Origin of the sequence: Parvularcula bermudensis HTCC2503 (genome assembly GCF_000152825.2) — a bacterium.
Lineage (GTDB): Bacteria > Pseudomonadota > Alphaproteobacteria > Caulobacterales > Parvularculaceae > Parvularcula > Parvularcula bermudensis.
Map to the genome: position 1 here is coordinate 144,271 of NC_014414.1, position 17,745 is coordinate 162,015.

Sequence of the window (17,745 nt, forward strand, 5' to 3'; positions counted from 1 at the left end):
CGAGGCCCCCTGACGATGATCGAAAGAGTGAGGGTGTCACATGCCTCCCTCGCCGGACCGGGCGGAATCAGGACAAGGCGCGCACCGGAAGCAGCGCGCCGTGGATATCCGCCGCCGCCTCCGAGGCGAGGAAGCACATTGTCCGGGCCAGTCGATCAGGGGAGACCCATTTTCCCCAGTCCGCATCGGGCATGGCCGCGCGATTGCCCGGCGTGTCGATGATGGTGGGGAGGACGGCGTTGACATTCACCCCGTGCAGACGCTCCTCCGCCGCCGCAGTCTCCGTCATCCGCATAACGACGCTTTTGGCGGCAATATAAGCCCCCATCTCCGCCTGACCGGAGAGCGCCGCATAGGCCCCCACCGTGACAAACGCCCCGCCTCGTTCGCGCAGACGGGGGAGGAAATGCCGCATGACGACGCGGCAGGTGTCGACATTGGCGCGCATCATTGCGTCCCAACGGTCCGAGGCCGGATCGCTGAGGCGTTCTCCCATATCGAAGCCGCCGGCGATGGCAAACACAGCGTCGACGGTCTCCACCCGGGCGGCTAACGCCGCCACCGCCGCATCGTCGGTCACATCGAGTTCGGCCATCCGTTCACGGTCAGATAGCTCTGTGAGCGTTCGATCGACAAGGAACGGCCAGCCCCCATTGGCCTCCACAGCCTTTACCGCGGCTCTGCCCAGCGCTCCCCCCGCGCCTGTAATGACAACGGATTTTCCTTCGAGCATAAGACCGCCCCTCTCTGATCAGATCGCTGTCCGCCCTTAGGGTAGAGGAAGTTCCACCGCTTCGACAGAAATTTCATGGGCATTATCCGCAAGGGGCAGGGTCGCCCCATAGCTGATCAAAAGGCGAATACGGTCGGGAAGGGGCATCTCAGCAGCAAGGCCACAGGCCCGCCGCGGCCCGCCATGATCGGCGAGAGAATGGTGGTGGCGGAAATCCGTCGGGCTGGGGGCATTGGCCGTCGGTGACCAGCGACAGGACCAGATATCCCGCCCCAAAGGGCCCGACACAACCGGCCCGGAGAGAAAATAAAGCCGATCACGGAGAAAACTCATCGCATGAATGCCCCCTCCCCCCAGATCGCAGGTCAGGATATCGGGATGTCGCTCCCCCTCCTTCGGGAATTTCAAGCGACCTTCCGCCTTCTCCGCAATCGGCCATCTGACCAAAATCGCCTTTCCGTCGATGACGGGGCCCTTCAGAGCGAAAATCACGGAGGAAGAGGACGGCTCCATCATGACACCGCCCACCGCAAGGCCGTTATCGCCCTCGGGAAGTCCGGCAAAAGGCGTCAGCAATGGGTGTGACGCCAGGCGTTGACGGATGACGTCACGCCCCTCCTCCATCGGGATCGATGCTGCCTGGCGCAGCGGAAAGCCGAACGGCGCCACCGCGCCCACGACCTCGAAAACCCCCTTTTCGCGCTCCAGCAGAGGCACCCGACCGAAAAAAGCCTCATCCGCACACCAGTGAAGATCCGTCAGCGGCGTATCTCCATCTTCACCAGAAGGGCGCCGAAGACTTTGCGTCGCACAGACCCACAAATATCCGTCGGCAATGGAAAGTCCTGCCAGCCTCACGCCCTTTCCGGTCACACTTGGAAACGAAAAGACCGTAGAGAGATCGTAGCGCTTATGTCGATGAAAGCGATCCCCCCCCGGGGAGAGGACAAGGCGGTCCACAAAAGCCCCAAGGGCGGGCGCAAGGAATAAGGTCTGCCCGATGCGGATCATTGACCCCGCCGTGGCGACGGACGGCGTCCCTGTCCGCCCCCCAAGAATCAGGGGATCGAAGATCAAAGGAACAGTCGTCCGTTCGCCTATTTGGAGCACCTTGCTCAACGCAAGGACACCGCCGTCCCATTACATGAGACCATCAGCATAGAGCCTTTATTCGTGTCGACCGCCTCATAATCGATATCGATGCCGACCACGGCATCGGCCCCGAGTTGCAGAGCCTCCTCAACCATGTCGGCCATGGCGTGATCCCGCGCCTCTCTGAGCGCCTTTTGATAGCCGCCTGAGCGGCCCCCAATAATATCGCGCAGCCCTGCGAACAGGTCCCGAAAGATATTCACGCCGAGGATCGCTTCGCCCGCCACAACGCCTTTGACTTCAGTGACTTCGCGCCCCGCTACGCCTTCGGTGGTCGCAACGATCATCCTGGTATCTCCCCTATCGCTCTATGCCTCTGGCAGGATAATCGTTATCGATGACAAATTCGAGCCCGGACAACAGATCGTCCAAGGTCGGTCGTGCGAACGGTACCGACTGAAGATACGCCGCGAACAAAGTCCCGTCAGGCTTGATCATAAAGATCCCGGGCTCCGCAAAAATGGCGGGCTCTTCTTCCTTGATGGCGGTCGACAGGAATAGCCCCCAATCGGTGGCCCTTTCGGCGCTCAGCCCATAGCCAAGCGGAACGTCGTCAATCGCCCATTCCTCCGCGGTTTGCTGGGCCCGCTCTCGACTATCCATGGAAAGAGCGAAAATCTCCGCCCCGAGATCAGCAAAACGACCGATCATCTTATTCAGCTTTTCCAATTGTTCTTTGCACGCAGGACAATGAAGCCCACGATAAACGAGGATAATTGTCATCGCATCCGGTGTGCGGCGATCAAGAGACCAATGATCGCCCTTTAGAGTCGGGATGTCGAGCGACGGCGCCTTCCGGCCGGGATGAAGCAGCATACGAACCTCTTTTGTTCGGGCGTGTCACAGAAGAACACAAAGCCCCGATGCACGGTTCCGCCAGCGAGAGGCAGTTTCAGACTCACGGTTGAGGTTTCAGGCGGGCAGCCGGGCGAAGGGCCGATCCTTGCCGCGGTAGAGGACGAGACGGCCCTCGCCGCCGTAAACCCGATCCTCTCTGGCAAGACCGTCTCCGCCGATGGCACAGAAAGGATCGTTCTGATGTGCCAGGGAACCTCTGGGACATAGGCCGTTTGTGTGTTTCAGGATTTGGCATGAGGCCGTGGGGGGCCACCCCACGGCCTGTTGTCAATTTAGCATGTGGGTTGGGGGGGATCCGGCATCGGATGTCGGCACGGTCCCGAGGGAGAAGGCTTTCCGACTCGTCAAATGCTCCCCATCGAGAATTAACCCCGTATCATCCGCAGACAGATGCAACGTTGCTCCATCGGAAATGCGGCCCGCCAATAGACGCTCTGCAAGCGGGTCTTGCACGGCCTTTTGGATCACCCGCTTGAGCGGGCGCGCACCGAAGGCTGGATCATATCCCGATTGCGCGAGCCACTGCCGAGCCGCGTCATCAATCTCGATAACGATCTTTCGATCATCGAGAAGCGATTGTAGCCGCGCGATCTGGATATCGACGATACCGCCCATCTGATCTCGCTCAAGACGCGAGAAAAGAATGATCTCATCGAGACGATTGAGGAATTCCGGCCGGAACGCACTTCTGACGGCGGCCATCACCTGCTCCCGTACCGTCTCTACCGTCTGTCCTTCGGCAAGGCCGGTCATATACTCCGCGCCAAGATTGGAGGTGAGGATAATGATCGTATTCTTGAAATCGACCACCCGCCCCTGACCATCCGTCAGGCGGCCATCGTCCAAGACCTGAAGGAGGATATTGAATACATCCGGGTGCGCCTTTTCCACCTCATCGAACAGGATCACTTGATAAGGGCGCCGACGGACAGCCTCGGTCAACACGCCCCCCTCCTCATAGCCGACATAGCCGGGAGGCGCGCCAATCAGGCGACTGACCGCGTGCTTTTCCATGAACTCCGACATATCGATCCGCGCAATGGCCTGATCGTCATCGAACAGAAACGCCGCCAAGGCCTTTGTCAGCTCGGTCTTGCCAACCCCTGTCGGGCCCAGGAAGAGGAACGATCCAAGGGGACGGTTAGGATCCTGCAATCCCGCCCGCGCGCGCCTGACGGCGGCGGATACGGCGGTCACCGCCTCCTCCTGTCCGATCACGCGAGAGTGGAGAACCTCCTCCATACGGAGGAGTTTGTCACGCTCCCCCTCAAGCATCTTGTCGACGGGGATACCGGTCCATTTCGAAACGACCTGCGCGATCGTTTCGCTATCCACGACCTCTTGCACAAGACCTGAATTGACCCCGTCCGCATCCTGACGGCCCTCCGCCTCCTCAAGCCGACGCTCCAGGGCCGGGATCTGGCCATATTTCAACTCTGAGGCCTTGGCCAAATCGCCCCGCCGTTCGGCGTCCACCAGATCCTGCCGGGCTCTGTCGAGCTCTTCCTTGACTGACGTGGTCGAGGCCAGCGCCTCTTTTTCCGCCTGCCAGGCGGCCGTCAGCTCGGCCGACCGCTCCTCAAGCGCGGCAAGGCCCTTCTCCAAATCCGTCAACCGATCTTTCGACGCGGTATCGTCCTCTTTGAGAAGGGCCTCCCGCTCGATCTTCATCTGGATGATCTGCCGATCGAGGGCATCGAGCTCCTCGGGCTTTGAATCCACGGCCATACGGAGCCGTGAGGCCGCCTCATCGACAAGGTCAATCGCCTTATCGGGCAAAAAACGATCGGTAATATACCGGTTCGATAAAGTCGCCGCGGAAACAATCGCGCTGTCGGCAATCCGCACGCCATGGTGCAACTCATATTTCTCTTTCAGCCCACGAAGGATAGAGATCGTATCGGCAACCGTTGGCTCACTGACGAACACAGCCTGGAAGCGACGCGCAAGGGCCGCATCCTTCTCGACATATTTACGATATTCGTCGAGGGTTGTCGCGCCGATGCAGTGCAATTCCCCGCGGGCCAGCGCGGGCTTCAGCAGGTTGGAGGCATCCATGGCGCCGTCGGTCTTCCCGGCCCCCACCAAGGTATGCATCTCATCGATGAAGAGAATGATTTGCCCCTCCGCCGATGTCGTCTCCGACAACACGGCCTTCAGCCGCTCCTCGAATTCACCCCGATATTTGGCCCCCGCGATGAGAGACCCAAGGTCGAGGGCGAGGAGCCGTTTATCCTTGAGGCTCTCAGGCACATCGCCATTGACAATCCGCAAGGCCAGCCCCTCGGCGATGGCGGTCTTACCCACCCCCGGTTCACCGATCAGAACGGGGTTGTTCTTGGTACGGCGGGACAGGATTTGCATGGCTCGGCGGATTTCTTCGTCACGGCCGATGATCGGATCGAGCTTCCCTTCGCGCGCGGCGTCGGTAAGATCACGCGCATAGCGTTTGAGCGCGTCATATCCCTGCTCCGCATTCGCATTATCCGCTGTACGACCTTTGCGGATTTCATTGATGGCTGTATTGAGTGATTGAGGGGACAGCCCCGCCTTTTTCAAGGTCGCCGCCGTTTCCCCCTCAAGCGCCAGAGCGACGAGTAGACGCTCTGCGGTGACATAGCTGTCGCCCGCCTTTTTCGCGATATCCTCGGCCTGGGTAAAAATACGGGCGGTGGGCTGGGCCATATAGACCTGTGCGTTCGCCCCTTGAACGGTCGGCAATTTTGCCAATGCCTGATCGACGGCGGTAAGCGCCAGATCAGGGTCGCCCCCGGCACGGCGCATCAGATTCGCCGCAAGCCCTTCACTGTCGTCAAGCAATGCCTTCAGAACGTGGAAGGGCGTAATCTGCTGGTGATTTTCCCGGATCGCAATGGTCTGCGCCGCCTGGACCAGGCCCTTGGCGCGGTCCGTGTATTTGTCAAAATTCATGACTGACCTCATTTGAGCATCAATACGGATGATCGCTCCGAAAAGCGGCAACGATCATAGTCATAAATGAGAACCGGCCCCTCGATTTCAAGCAGGCAACGCGGCGGGACTGGACGGCGCTTGATATCGATCAATATCAGTTTTCGACGGGGACAAGAAAAAAGCGTGCCCCAGCCAGCGATGGACGGAGACGACAATGCCATTAGAATTTGCCTTCATTGCCGGGACTGTCATTTTAGCCCTCGGTCTCGCTTATGGGGTCGCAAGGACGCGGGCGCGGACGGAAGACGAGATCGCGCTGACCGAACAGGCGACCAAGGACCTCTATAAGCGGCGGTCCTGACAATTTGACGGCACGGGGGCGAGTTTTGGGCGTCCGTCTGTTTGCGCCGCGCCGTAAAGGGGGTAGTCTGGCACCGTAGTTGAATGCAGGATCTCATGCTGCCGAAACCTCTCGCCGACCTCGCCCCTAATACTTTCGAGTACGAGACCTTGCCCAAGGTCAAAGCCACCGGCTTCCGCGAATATGATGCGCGGTGGCTTTTCGAGAAGGAAATTAACCTCCTCGGCATCCAGTCTCTCGGCGCGGGCCTCGGGACGCTCATCCATGAATTGGGTAAACGGCCTGACATTGTCGTCGGGCACGATTTTCGCAGTTATTCCGCCTCGATCAAACAAGCGTTGATCGTCGGGCTGATGGGGGCTGGCGTACGGGTTCACGATATTGGCCTGGCCGTCTCGCCCATGGCCTATTTCGCGCAATTCGACCTCGACGTTCCCTGCGTCGCAATGGTGACAGCCAGCCACAATGAAAATGGCTGGACCGGTGTGAAAATGGGCGTGGATGCACCGCTCACCTTTGGTCCCGATGAAATGGGCCGACTGAAAGAGATCGTGCTCAGCGGCCAGACGAAAGCTCGGGAAGGCGGCGGTTATCGCTATGTCGAAGGGGTGCGCGAGCGCTATATCGCCGACCTGGTGAAGGACGTGAAAATTGCCCGTCCCCTCAAAGTGATCGCCGCCTGTGGTAACGGGACCGCGGGCGCCTTCGCACCGGAGGCTCTCTCCCGTCTGGGGGTCGAGGTCATCCCCATGGATGACGAGCTTGATCATACCTTCCCGAAATATAATCCGAACCCCGAAGACATGAAGATGCTGCACGCCATGCGCGATGCCGTTCTGACGCATAAGGCGGATCTGGCGCTAGGTTTCGACGGCGACGGCGACCGTTGCGGCGTGGTCGATAATCGCGGAGAAGAAATCTTCGCCGATAAGATTGGGGTGATGCTGGCCAGAGATCTGTCCAGCCGCCACGATAATGCCGTCTTCGTGGTGGATGTGAAATCCACCGGCCTCTTCACCGCCGATCCGGTGCTCCAGAAACAAGGGGCCACGACGCATTATTGGAAGACCGGCCATAGCTATATCAAGCGCCATACGACCGATCTCAATGCGATGGCGGGGTTTGAGAAATCAGGGCACTTCTTTTTCCGGGAGCCCTATGGCCGGGGCTATGATGATGGGTTGGTTGCCGCCATCGCCATTCTGAAAATGCTCGACAACAACCCAGAGAAGTCTCTGGCCGAGCTCCGCGAAGATCTGCCCACGACCTACCAATCGCCCACCATGTCGCCGCATTGCGACGACGATAAAAAGTACGGCATCGTCGAGAAAATCGTCACGCATTTTGAGGGCCAGAAAGAGCTGATCGGGCAGAAGGTGTCGGACGTCAATACGGTGAACGGCGTTCGCGTCACGGTCGAAGACGGGACCTGGGGACTGGTCCGTGCCTCCTCCAACAAACCCGAATTGGTGGTGGTGGTGGAAAGTCCGGTCTCGGAGGAGAACCGTAACAAGATGTTCGCGGAGATCGAGCAGGTCATGGCCGGCTATCCCGAAATCGGCGCCTTCAATCAGAAATTATAAGGATCAATCGCCCCCGTGACCGACCGTCCCTTTGACAGCATTCCGCTCCGGACGATCGCGGGGGACCCACTGTCCCTCGCCGATTTTGCCGGAAAAGTTATTTTAATCGTCAATGTCGCCTCAAAATGCGGCCTCACGCCGCAATATGCGGCGCTTCAGGCTCTTTATGAGGCCAAAAAGGATCAGGGGCTCGTAATCCTGGGCGTGCCGGCGAATGATTTTGCCGGGCAGGAGCCGGGGACGGATGAAGAGATCCAGACCTTTTGCGCGACAACCTATGATGTCGACTTTCCGCTTCTGTCGAAAGCGGTCGTGACCGGCCCCAGCAAGCATCCTCTTTATGCGGCATTGACCGATGCGCAACCGGTCAAGACGGGGGATGCGGACGGCTTTCGCGCGAAATTGCGATCCTTTGGGTCCGAGCCGACCGAAGACCCAGAAGTGCTCTGGAATTTTGAGAAATTCCTTATCGGAAAAGAGGGCAAAGTGATCGGACGATTTGTCCCGACCACAGCCCCCGATGACCCCGCATTGATCTCGGCCATCGATGCGGCCCTGGCCGCTTGACCCTATGGGCCGGGCCCTCTGCCTGAGACCAGCAGAGCCAGAGCCTAAAAGGGTCGCCCCCCTCGCAGCATTAGGCGGTCAGCGCATCGTCGCGCATCGGCCCAATGTCATGTTCGACCTCCCCCACCCCGTCCAGGACCAGCCGGAGGCGGTCGCCCACCCGCAAGGTACGGCCATTCTCCATGCCGGACCCGCCGGGCAATGTGCCGGTGGCAATCAGCTCGCCCGGATAAAGCGGTTCGTCGACGGAAAGATAGGCGAGAACCTCGTCGATCTTATGTTCCATGCCGACGCTTGAAACCTCGGCGACAATGTCCCCATTGATCTCCACCCGCCCGGTCAATCGATCGATCTGCGGCCAGATTGCCTCGGAAGTCACCAAACTGTCCGACATCGAACTGCCAAAACTCTTCGCTTTTTGCGGACCAAGCCCCGTCTGCATTTCCGCCCGTTGAACGTTACGGCACGTCAGATCATTGACCAAGACAAAGCCGCCAATGGCCGCCCGGGCGTCCTCAACGCTCGCATTTAACAGCGGTGCAGAGAGAACCACCCCGAGCTCCAGTTCATAGTCGAGGACAGAGGCGTATCTGGGCCAAGGAATCGGGGTCCCGCTGGCGATGATCGTGGAATGATTGCCGAAATAGAACAGGGGTTGCCGCTCAAAGAGCGGGCTTGGGGTAAACGCTGGAAACGGGTGCCGCGTGATGGCCTCATAGATTTGGGTCAGGGGGAAAAGGCGCGGCAGAAACCGCTTGGTGAACCCCCGCGATGAGTCGATCCAGTGCTGACGAAACAGCATGCAATCGCGGAAAGACCGCGGCGCAAACGGCAATTGCCGTCCCTCTGCCGGCGGCATGCTTGCCTCTAAGGAAAGAAGCCAGTCTGGGACTTCGTCCCGACCGGCAACCCGCCATACCGATTGACGATCGTCATCCTCAGCGGCGACCTCAAAGCGCTGCACAAGGGAGGGACCATTCCACCCAGATTGGCCATGCCGTCGTCTGATCTTCACCATGACAATGCCCCCCCCGGAAAGGCAGATACGGGCCTATTGCCGCCCCATGACGATCCGCCCTCTCGAGATCCGGTTCCCAGAGAGCCGACCCTCAAAGATCAAGCATGACCCAGACGAAAAGCCCCTTAAGGCCCCGGCGACCGGCCCTTACCGGTCGCCTCAAGGGAGAGGGGTCAGCTCAAGAGGTGCTCAACCGCGGCGCGCTCCTCGCGGAGTTCGGCTTCCGTCGCGGCTATTTTTTCTTTGGCAAAGTCGTTCAGATCGAGGCCTTGGACGATCTCGTACTTGCCGTTCGCGCAAGTGCATGGATAGCCGAACATGATCCCCGGCTCGATGCCGTAGGATCCATCGGCCGGCACCGCCATCGACACCCATTCGCTGCCTTCGGTGCCGAGGGCCCAGTTCCGCATATGGTCGATCGCCGCCGAAGCCGCAGATGCCGCCGAGGATGCGCCCCGTGCCTTGATGATCGCCGCGCCCCGTTGCTGAACGGTCGGGATAAAATCATCCTTATACCACTCTTCGTCGATTTTCGAGAGCGCTTCGGCGCCGCCGACTTTCGCATGGTACAGGTCGGGGAATTGGGTCGAGGAGTGGTTCCCCCAAATGGTCACGCCACTGATATCGGTCGTCGCGGCCCCGGTTTTTTCCGCCAATTGGCTGATCGCCCGGTTATGGTCGAGACGCATCATCGCATTGAAGCAGGAGGGGTCGAGGTCCGGCGCGTTGGCGGACGCGATCAAGGCGTTGGTATTGGCGGGGTTCCCCACCACCAGAACCTTCACATCGCGGCTGGCCCCCTTGTTCAGGGCCTTACCCTGCGGCCCGAAGATGCCGCCATTCGCCGATAAGAGATCCTTGCGCTCCATGCCCTGCTTACGCGGCATTGCGCCCACCAGCAGACCGTAATCGCATTTATCGAAGGCCCGTTCGGCATCATCCGTTGGGTTCAGCCCCTGCAGCAGCGGGAAGGCACAATCATTGAGCTCCATCGCCACCCCTTCGAGGGCGCCCATGGCGGGAGTGATCTCGAGCAAATTGAGGATGACGGGCTGATCCTTGCCCAGCATGTCCCCCGACGCGATGCGAAAGAGAAGCGCGTAGCCGATTTGGCCTGCGGCCCCGGTGACAGTCACAGTGACGGGAGATTTCATATCTTAAGTCCTTTCTCGATCGCGGCAGCGGAGAAGGAGCGCCCGGTCGCGCGGCCCTCTCCGGTATCGTCCCCTGCCCTTTGGCCGATTGTGATCGACTTGCGAAGGCTCTTCGATCAGTTTTGCGGGCCTTGGGCCTGATTTTGCGCTTCGATCAATGCCTGATCACGCGCCTTGGCGCGCTTATAGGCCGGACGGTCCCTCAATCTGGCCGCATAAGTGTCGAAGGCCGGGCGCGACGGGATCGTGCCAAAGGTCAGCCCCCAATCGACCTGGGACCCAACATAGACATCAGCGGCCGTAAATCGCGCGCCACACAAATAGTCGCGCCCGCTCAAGGCCCCCTCAAGGACCGACATTGTGAGATCATAATTGCCAAAGCCGGCCATGACTTCTTGATCGGGCTGTGGGGAGAACCCCATGGCGCGGGTGGTCACCGCCGCCTCCACCGGCCCCGCGGCAAAGAAGATCCAGCGATAATAGTCCGCCCGCTCATCCGGATGCGGCGCGAGATCCGCCTCTTGCGCCATCTCCGCAAGATAGACGCAAATGGCGGCGCATTCCGTCACGATCCTCCCCTCATGAACGATGGCAGGAACCTTTCCCATCGGATTGATTTGGCGATAATTTTCGCCCTTCATCTCAGGGCCGTACGCAACGATCTTTTCCTCATAGGGAAGACCGCTTTCCTCCAACATCCACCGGACGATTTGACCGCGCGACATCGGGTTCGTGTAAAAATCGAGTGCCATCGCCCCCTCCTTGTTCACCCTTTGTCCACATTCGTCGGCGCGGAATCAAGGGGAAAACGCAGTCCTCTCAGGCGAGACGTCGCTGGGGCAGAATGGCCGAGCGCAGATAGTCGACAAGCCCCGTCAACGGCACCTCCTGCTTGGCGCCGGTGCGACGATCCTTGACCTCCGCCTGCCCTGCCTCAACGCCGCGTGGGCCGATCGTGACGATCAGGGGCAGACCGATCAGGTCCATCCGCGCAAACTTCTCCCCGGCCCGATCCCCCGAATCGTCGAGCAGCACATCAAGCCCGGCCGCCACGGCTTCATCGTAAAGGCGGTGACAGGCCCCATCGGTGCCGTCATGCCCCGTCTTCAAATTGACGAGGCCGACCTCATAGGGCGCCACGGGGACAGGCCACCGGCACCCCTGGTCGTCGTGATGGGCCTCGATCAAGGCCCCCACCAGCCTAGAAACGCCGATACCGTAGGACCCCATCTCCACAAAGGCCCGACCGTCCGGTCCCTCCACCGCGAATTGCATCGGCTCTGAATATTTTGTGCCGAAATAGAAGATGTGGCCGACCTCAATCCCCCGCGCTTGCAAGCGTTGGTCTTCCGGCAGGGCGAGGAAGGCGGCCTCGTCATGCATTTCATCCGTCGCGGCATAGGTGCCAGTCCATTCGGCGAACAAGGGCTCAAGATCGCCGTCATAATCTAAGCTCGTCGGCGGTGGGGTCTTCTCCACCAGACCTTTGGCGGTGAAGACCTCGCTTTCGCCGGTCTCGGCGAGGACAACGAATTCATGGGACAATTTCCCCCCGATCGGGCCGGTATCGGCACGCACGGGAATCGCCTTGACCCCCAGTCGCGCGAAGGTCCGAAGATAGGCGGCGAAAAAGCGCAAATAGCTGCGCCGCGCGGCCTCGGGAGAAAGGTCAAAGCTGTAGGCGTCTTTCATCAGGAACTCTCGCCCCCGCATGACGCCGAAACGCGGCCTCACCTCGTCGCGAAATTTCCATTGAATATGGAAGAGGGTCTTGGGCAATTCCTTGTAGGACTTGATCCCGGCACGAACCAATTCGGTGATCATCTCCTCATTGGTCGGTCCGTAGAGCATGTCCCGACCGTGGCGATCCTTCAGCCGCAGCATTTCCGGCCCATAGGCATCGTACCGGCCCGATTGGTGCCACAGGCTGGCCGGCTGGATGGTCGGCATGAGCAATTCCGCCACCCCTGCCCGCTCCTGTTCTTCGCGGACGATCGCCTCCACCTTCTTCAAGACTTTCAGACCGAGGGGCAGCCAGGCATAGATCCCGGCCGCCTGCTGGCGGACCATACCTGATCGCAGCATCAGACGATGCGAGGCGATCACCGCTTCGGCCGGCGTTTCCTTTAACAAAGGCAAATATGTACGGGACAGCTTCATCTTGCCGGCGGATCTTCTCTTGGACGAATAAGACGAGGTTAGCCCTGCTCCCTGGGGCACACATATAAGGGGGGTCAAGCCATAACGGCCCTTGGCGGGCGAGGGGCGTTAACGTTTCTTCTTCACAAAGCGCAGACTAAGTCACCGATCATAGTTAAGGCACTCAGTAAGACTCTTCGACTATGCTAGGCTTATGACCCATGCTGCCCCCGAAGACCGTCGCTCCCATCGCCGCTTGCCGCTTCGGTCAGCGGCGCGTTTCCTTCTCCCAGAATATGGGGAGAGCCAGGCGCTGGTGACCAATGTGTCACTGAGCGGCCTTGCGCTCAAATCGCCCTCCCGCCCGCGATTGGGCGTCCCCTTGATCGTCTATGTCGATGCCTTGGGGCGCCTCGAAGCTGAGGTTGTCCGTCACCTCTCCGACGGCTTTGCGCTGGTGTTCAAGTTCACCAAGGAAAAGACGCGACGGATCGCAAGAAAGATCCTTGCCTTTGCGCTCAACCAACGACGCGGTAGCGGACTGGCCTCGCCGACCCTCGCCCGCGCCACCTCCCCCATCCGCTACGAGGATGGGCGGGAGGAAGCCTGTAAATTGCGCGATTTTTCGATCCTGGGCGCCATCGTCGAGAGCGAACGGCGTCCCTTTTTAGGGGCGACGGTCATCGTCCATGGACGGCTCGAAGCCACAGTGGTCCGTCACCTGAACGATGGATATGCGGTGGAATTTTCCCAATACTGGCAAAGCATTCCAAAATTCGCACAAAGGTCGTTGGCCTAAAAATTTGCAGCTTTAGAGAGTTGTTCAGTTCGAAGTGATACAAATCATAACAGGCGCCTAGTCGGTGCCATAGCCTGCACCAGCAGACCTCTCATGGAGCGAGTGATGCACAATGATATGCTAACGATGTCCCGGAGCGCCCCAAAGCCGACATCGATCCCTAATTCCGATCAGCAACGATCCGCTCCTCGCGCACTCGTCCTGGAAGATGACGGTTTCGACGCCGCCGTCACCCGTGAGCTGCTAGAGAAATTCTGCACCCGAAAATATCAAGTGACCGTCGCCTCCTCCGTGCAGGAATCGATTCGTCACCTATCCCGAGAAGTCTTCTCGGTGGCCCTTGTCGACATGAACGTCATCGACAGCAAGGGACTCGAAACCGTGCAGGACATCGTCCGATCGAGCAGCGATACGCCAATCGTCGTCTTGACGGGAGATGAAGATATCGACACCGCGACCGAAGCTCTCCGCCTCGGCGCCCAGGACTACATTCCCAAATCACAGCTCGACAATCGCACTCTCCAACGAACCATTGAATACGCCATACAGCGAAAGGCCAAAGAGACCGAATTGACGATGCGCGCCTATTATGACGGGCTCACCGGCTTGGCCAATCGGGCGCATCTCTACGAACGGTGGAACCGGTCCCTTGCGCGGACCGAGCGCTCTGGCAAGGATGCCGGCTTGATGATCGCCGATCTCGACCGGTTTAAAACGATCAATGACCATTACGGTCACGATGCCGGCGACGACTTGCTCAAGCATTTCGCCAGTGTTCTCCTCGACTCCGTACGGGAAAGCGATGTCGTGGCCCGCCTCGGAGGGGACGAATTTATCGTCGTACTGGAAAGCCTTCAGAACAAGGATGAGCTTGATCGCGTCCGGCAGGCAATCTTTGATAATATCGGCGGCGGGTTCAATTATAGGGGACAGGTCATTCCCTATACGGTCAGCATCGGCGGAACGCTGACATCTCCCAAGGATCAAGAAGACCTGCTGGCGGTCATCAAGCGCGCCGACATCGAAATGTACGAATTCAAAGCAAGCTCTCGTGTGGCGGCAAAGAAAATCGACAACTAGAGCATTTTCAATACGATTTGGGAAACGGTTCGTACCAAGAAAATATTCTCAAAAAAGACTTGGAGATATTTCGCGCCGCCGATTGACGTGAAATGGCTCTTAGTTCTCTCCTCCTCTCTCCCCCCTCTGCGGCTCTTCGGAGCCGCCTTTTTTTTGCGCTTTTGACCACTGAAGGGGGGAGGCGATGGCTCAAGACAAGCCGGCAGCGCAAAGGCGCTGTGGCCCGGCGCAATTGGTCGGAGGGTTAATGGACCTCGGCAGTCGACCGCCTTTGGATCATCACCTTGGGCAAAGTGACGTGAAAGGCCGACCCGCGATCGGTCACCGGCGACAGGATCCACAAATGTCCCCCAACGCTTTCCACCAGCTTCTTGACGATCGCGAGCCCGATGCCGCTGCTCTTCTCCGTCGTGCCAGGCTGACCAAAGGTCTGGAACATCTTGAAAATGCGAGGCTGTACGCTTTGCGGGACTCCGGGGCCATCGTCTTCGACGATGAAATGATGCTGCTCGCCTTCGTCCAGATAGTTGACCGTGACGGTTGGGTCGGTGCCATCGTGATGCTTGATCGCATTCCCGATGAGGTTCGTGAAGATTTGTTCGATTAGTGTCGGGATTGTTTCGATGACCGGCAATCCCTCCCCCCATTCAACACGGGCCGATGTCCCCTCCGTCGTCCAGGTCGCGATGTCCGCTAACATCGTCCCCATATCGACAGGCTCGGGATCGCCGTCCAACTTACCCGCCCTCGAATACGCAAGAACATCGGTGAGAAGGCGGTTCATGCGCCCGACGCGGCCGCGGAGGAGCAATAATTTTCCCTTGGCATCGTCGATCTGTCCGTTCTCAAGATCTTCTTCGATCCACTGGGCGACATTATCCATCCCGCGAAGCGGTGCGCGCAAATCATGGGACGCGATATACGCGAAATGATCGAGATCCTGATTGGTTTGTTCGAGCCATTTTGTGCGTTTACGGATCTCATCTTCCATAAGACGACGACGATTGATGTTGGTGGTCGACCCAATCACGCGAATGGGTTTTCCGCACTCGTCCCACTGTGCCTGACCGGTGGTCATCATCCACTGATAGCCTTTGGTAGCGTGGCGAAGCCTGTACTCGATCGAGAAGGGCTGGCCGAACTCCAAGTGATTGTTCAAGGCAGATCGGGCCATCTCCAAATCATTGGGATGGATGAGATCATGAAAATCGGTCCGCTTGAGCTCTCGAGGATATGTCGGCAGTCCCAGATTCTCAAGAAAGTGCTCCGAACACCAAATCTCGTTCGGTTGCGCCAGTTTGAACTCCCAAATGCCGACACTCGACCCCTTTGCCGCGAGCTCGAAGCGCTGCTGGCTTTCCCGCAGTGCCTCCATCGATTGATGAAGGCCAATCTCATATCCCACCCATTGGGCCAAAAGTGCGACCAGATCTCGCTCCGGCTGGGTGAACGGGCCGCCGCGCGCGTCGTGGGAGGAGAAATTGATCGTCCCAAATCGCACGCCATCGACAATCAGTGCACAGCCAATATAGCTCTCAAGGCCATGGATCTGATAACAGGGATGAGATTGAAGGCTCGTTTCACCGGCCTTGTGATAGGCCACAACCTCGGTCTTATTGTAGGTGTGGTAACAATAGGTGGTCTCAAAGGGGAGGAGGCTTCCTTGGGGGATCGCCTCCCCCGTAGTCACGGCCTCGACCACCCGATAATTCGGGCCGTCAATATGGCTGATAATCCCCGTTTCTAATCCGAGGTAATCCGAGGCCTGTTTGAGAAGACAGCGCATCTTTTGCGGGAAGTCGAGCGTCTCGGATTTCAGTGTCGTCCATAAATCGTTCTTGGTCCGCTCGGTCCTGAGGCTTTCGGTAACATCCTGAAAGGTGCCGGCGAACACGATATATTGCTCTTTTTCGACCCGGCCGCCCGTCAATTTGATATCGGCATAGGTGCCGTCCGTCCGCTGGAACCGGCAGATCAGGGTCTCTTCCCCCTCCCCCATTTTCAGGCGATCGACAAAGCGGTCAAAGGCAGCCCGATCGACGGGGTGAAGCCGCGTGATCGGATCACAGGCGCCCGGCGCTTCGCCCAATAGAGGGAGGAGATGGTCCGACCATTTCACCTGATGCGTAGCAGGATCAACTTCCCAAATGCCGACTTTGGCTGCTTGCGACGCCAATTCGAACCGGGTTTCGAGCCATGCGACCTTTCTACGGTTTTCGACTTCGTCCGAGATATCCGTGAAGGTTCCCACCGCCCGGCGAGGCGCCCCATCGGGCGTCCAGTCAACCACTTTCCCCTGGCGCAGGATCCAGACCGTATGCCCCTCCTTATGCGGAAAGGGAATTTCCACAGAAAACGACTTGCCGGTACAATGACGCAAATAATCAGCAAACGCCTCATCAACCTGGGCCAAGGTTGTGCGGTCAAGCAAGGCCCGCCAGGAGGACGGTCTGGCGGCATCTTCCTCCCCGCCATAGCCGATGAGACGCCAGAACTGATCGGACGTTTCCTCCACTTCCTCGGCGATGAACCATTCCCAATAGCCATTGTGATTAGCGTCGAGAATGGTTTCGAGAAGAACGCTTGTGGCTTTGAGTTGCTGCTGGTGCGCTACGTCTTCGGTGACATCCTGGAACGTACCGAACATCCCCGTGGCCCTGTCCTCCGCATCCGTTGTACAGATACCGCGGCTGCGAACGACCCGCACCTCGCCGTCCCGACGAATGATACGAAGGTCGAAGGCAAACGGTTTTCCCTTTCGCTGCGCCTCACGCACATAGGCGTCGACGCGATCGCGATCCTCGGGATGGTAAAAGTCGATCCCTTCGGACAGGCTGGGGTGATAGCCCGGTGGGACCCCATGTATCCGGCAAACTTCGTCAGACCAGAATACCGACCCAGATTGGAGATCGACATGCCAGTGTCCGACCCGTGAATATTTCTCGACCAGCTCCAACAAGCGTCGTTGCAGCGACAAATCGTCGATGACGCTTTTATCCACCACCGTCTCGACAAAAGCGAAGCTGAGAACGGCCGGCATGCCCTCCTCCGAGGGCTTAAGGGTGGTCGCGGTCGTATGTAGCGGCCGCCAACGGCCGTCCTGTTGACGCAGGCGAACGACCCTGCCGCAGGACTTTTTGCCCTCCCCGGCCAATTGCTGCAGGATCGCGCCGTCCTCTTCATGGACATAGCGGCTGCAAAATTCTGTCAGCGAAAGTCCCAGCTTCAGATCGTGCCCAATGAGATCGAGCCAGTTCCCCGCTGCGAGGACCTGATCGCAATCCGCCGTGCAATGAAGCACGGCACAGCGGGGGAGAGATCTCTCCGACTGATTGTGCTCGGACAGCCACTGACCGAAATCGACAACCGTGTTAGACATCAAATGCTC

15 protein-coding genes are annotated in these 17,745 nt (G+C 58.9%); 5 read left to right on the plus strand and 10 right to left on the minus strand.

What is annotated here, in order from left to right:
- Positions 1–67: 67 nt before the first annotated feature.
- From PB2503_RS00695 to clpB, 5 genes are all read right to left on the minus strand, one after another.
- Complete coding sequence (locus tag PB2503_RS00695; RefSeq protein ID WP_013299291.1) at positions 68–733, minus strand: SDR family NAD(P)-dependent oxidoreductase; 666 nt, start codon at positions 731–733, stop codon at positions 68–70.
- 36 nt (positions 734–769) lie between these two features.
- Positions 770–1,810, minus strand: coding sequence for a DUF3616 domain-containing protein (locus PB2503_RS00700; RefSeq protein ID WP_013299292.1), 1,041 nt, complete (start codon positions 1,808–1,810; stop codon positions 770–772).
- A gap of 38 nt (positions 1,811–1,848) precedes the next feature.
- Positions 1,849–2,172 (minus strand): YbjQ family protein, encoded by a 324-nt coding sequence (locus PB2503_RS00705; RefSeq protein ID WP_013299293.1) that lies wholly within the window; start codon positions 2,170–2,172, stop codon positions 1,849–1,851.
- Positions 2,173–2,185: 13 nt separating this feature from the next.
- The gene (locus PB2503_RS00710; RefSeq protein WP_013299294.1) at positions 2,186–2,701 is read right to left on the minus strand and encodes a peroxiredoxin family protein; all 516 of its coding nucleotides are present in this window, start codon (positions 2,699–2,701) and stop codon (positions 2,186–2,188) included.
- 309 nt (positions 2,702–3,010) lie between these two features.
- On the minus strand, positions 3,011–5,674 hold the full coding sequence (gene clpB / locus PB2503_RS00715; protein WP_013299295.1) for an ATP-dependent chaperone ClpB: 2,664 nt from the start codon (positions 5,672–5,674) through the stop codon (positions 3,011–3,013).
- Between the two features lie 196 nt (positions 5,675–5,870).
- On the opposite strand from clpB, the gene PB2503_RS14640 reads away from it, so the two are divergent.
- The 3 genes from PB2503_RS14640 to PB2503_RS00725 all read left to right on the plus strand — a co-directional run bounded on the left by PB2503_RS14640 (position 5,871) and on the right by PB2503_RS00725 (position 8,167).
- Positions 5,871–6,017: a hypothetical protein gene (locus PB2503_RS14640; RefSeq protein ID WP_013299296.1), complete on the plus strand. Its 147-nt coding sequence runs from the start codon at positions 5,871–5,873 to the stop codon at positions 6,015–6,017.
- Between the two features lie 95 nt (positions 6,018–6,112).
- Positions 6,113–7,600, plus strand: a complete 1,488-nt coding sequence (locus PB2503_RS00720) for a phosphomannomutase/phosphoglucomutase (RefSeq protein ID WP_041535064.1) — start codon at positions 6,113–6,115, stop codon at positions 7,598–7,600.
- 15 nt (positions 7,601–7,615) lie between these two features.
- Positions 7,616–8,167 carry a glutathione peroxidase gene (locus PB2503_RS00725; protein ID WP_013299298.1) on the plus strand — a complete coding sequence of 184 codons (552 nt, stop codon included), beginning with the start codon at positions 7,616–7,618 and terminating at the stop codon, positions 8,165–8,167.
- 70 nt (positions 8,168–8,237) lie between these two features.
- On the opposite strand, the gene PB2503_RS00730 is transcribed toward PB2503_RS00725, so the two are convergent.
- From PB2503_RS00730 to proS, 4 genes are all read right to left on the minus strand, one after another.
- The gene (locus PB2503_RS00730; RefSeq protein ID WP_013299299.1) at positions 8,238–9,185 is read right to left on the minus strand and encodes a fumarylacetoacetate hydrolase family protein; all 948 of its coding nucleotides are present in this window, start codon (positions 9,183–9,185) and stop codon (positions 8,238–8,240) included.
- A gap of 173 nt (positions 9,186–9,358) precedes the next feature.
- A complete protein-coding gene (locus tag PB2503_RS00735; RefSeq protein ID WP_013299300.1) occupies positions 9,359–10,339 on the minus strand; it encodes a malate dehydrogenase in 981 nt (326 codons plus the stop codon).
- Between the two features lie 116 nt (positions 10,340–10,455).
- Complete coding sequence (locus PB2503_RS00740; RefSeq protein WP_013299301.1) at positions 10,456–11,091, minus strand: glutathione S-transferase family protein; 636 nt, start codon at positions 11,089–11,091, stop codon at positions 10,456–10,458.
- Between the two features lie 67 nt (positions 11,092–11,158).
- Positions 11,159–12,499, minus strand: coding sequence for a proline--tRNA ligase (gene proS, locus PB2503_RS00745; RefSeq protein WP_013299302.1), 1,341 nt, complete (start codon positions 12,497–12,499; stop codon positions 11,159–11,161).
- Positions 12,500–12,692: 193 nt separating this feature from the next.
- Here proS and PB2503_RS00750 point away from each other — a divergent pair, with 193 nt between their 5' ends.
- Together PB2503_RS00750 and PB2503_RS00755 are read left to right on the plus strand one after the other, a co-directional pair.
- A complete protein-coding gene (locus PB2503_RS00750) occupies positions 12,693–13,277 on the plus strand; it encodes a PilZ domain-containing protein (protein ID WP_013299303.1) in 585 nt (194 codons plus the stop codon).
- A 126-nt stretch (positions 13,278–13,403) separates the two neighbouring features.
- On the plus strand, positions 13,404–14,357 hold the full coding sequence (locus tag PB2503_RS00755) for a GGDEF domain-containing response regulator (protein ID WP_158305809.1): 954 nt from the start codon (positions 13,404–13,406) through the stop codon (positions 14,355–14,357).
- Between the two features lie 244 nt (positions 14,358–14,601).
- Here the strand turns inward: PB2503_RS00755 and PB2503_RS00760 are convergent, their stop codons facing one another.
- Positions 14,602–17,736 (minus strand): PAS domain-containing protein, encoded by a 3,135-nt coding sequence (locus PB2503_RS00760; protein ID WP_013299305.1) that lies wholly within the window; start codon positions 17,734–17,736, stop codon positions 14,602–14,604.
- Positions 17,737–17,745: the final 9 nt, after the last annotated feature.

Excerpts from the sequence above, each read along its gene's own strand:
- PB2503_RS00705 (WP_013299293.1), bottom strand. The coding sequence starts at position 2,172 with ATGATCGTTGCGACCACCGAAGGCGTAGCGGGGCGCGAAGTCACTGAA.
- PB2503_RS00710 (WP_013299294.1), bottom strand. The coding sequence starts at position 2,701 with ATGCTGCTTCATCCCGGCCGGAAGGCGCCGTCGCTCGACATCCCGACT.
- clpB (WP_013299295.1), bottom strand. The coding sequence starts at position 5,674 with ATGAATTTTGACAAATACACGGACCGCGCCAAGGGCCTGGTCCAGGCG.
- PB2503_RS00755 (WP_158305809.1), top strand. The coding sequence starts at position 13,404 with ATGTCCCGGAGCGCCCCAAAGCCGACATCGATCCCTAATTCCGATCAG.
- PB2503_RS00760 (WP_013299305.1), bottom strand. The coding sequence starts at position 17,736 with ATGTCTAACACGGTTGTCGATTTCGGTCAGTGGCTGTCCGAGCACAAT.
- PB2503_RS00695 (WP_013299291.1), bottom strand. The coding sequence starts at position 733 with ATGCTCGAAGGAAAATCCGTTGTCATTACAGGCGCGGGGGGAGCGCTG.
- PB2503_RS00750 (WP_013299303.1), top strand. The coding sequence starts at position 12,693 with ATGACCCATGCTGCCCCCGAAGACCGTCGCTCCCATCGCCGCTTGCCG.
- proS (WP_013299302.1), bottom strand. The coding sequence starts at position 12,499 with ATGAAGCTGTCCCGTACATATTTGCCTTTGTTAAAGGAAACGCCGGCC.
- PB2503_RS00735 (WP_013299300.1), bottom strand. The coding sequence starts at position 10,339 with ATGAAATCTCCCGTCACTGTGACTGTCACCGGGGCCGCAGGCCAAATC.
- PB2503_RS00730 (WP_013299299.1), bottom strand. The coding sequence starts at position 9,185 with ATGGTGAAGATCAGACGACGGCATGGCCAATCTGGGTGGAATGGTCCC.
- PB2503_RS00720 (WP_041535064.1), top strand. The coding sequence starts at position 6,113 with ATGCTGCCGAAACCTCTCGCCGACCTCGCCCCTAATACTTTCGAGTAC.
- PB2503_RS00740 (WP_013299301.1), bottom strand. The coding sequence starts at position 11,091 with ATGGCACTCGATTTTTACACGAACCCGATGTCGCGCGGTCAAATCGTC.
- PB2503_RS14640 (WP_013299296.1), top strand. The coding sequence starts at position 5,871 with ATGCCATTAGAATTTGCCTTCATTGCCGGGACTGTCATTTTAGCCCTC.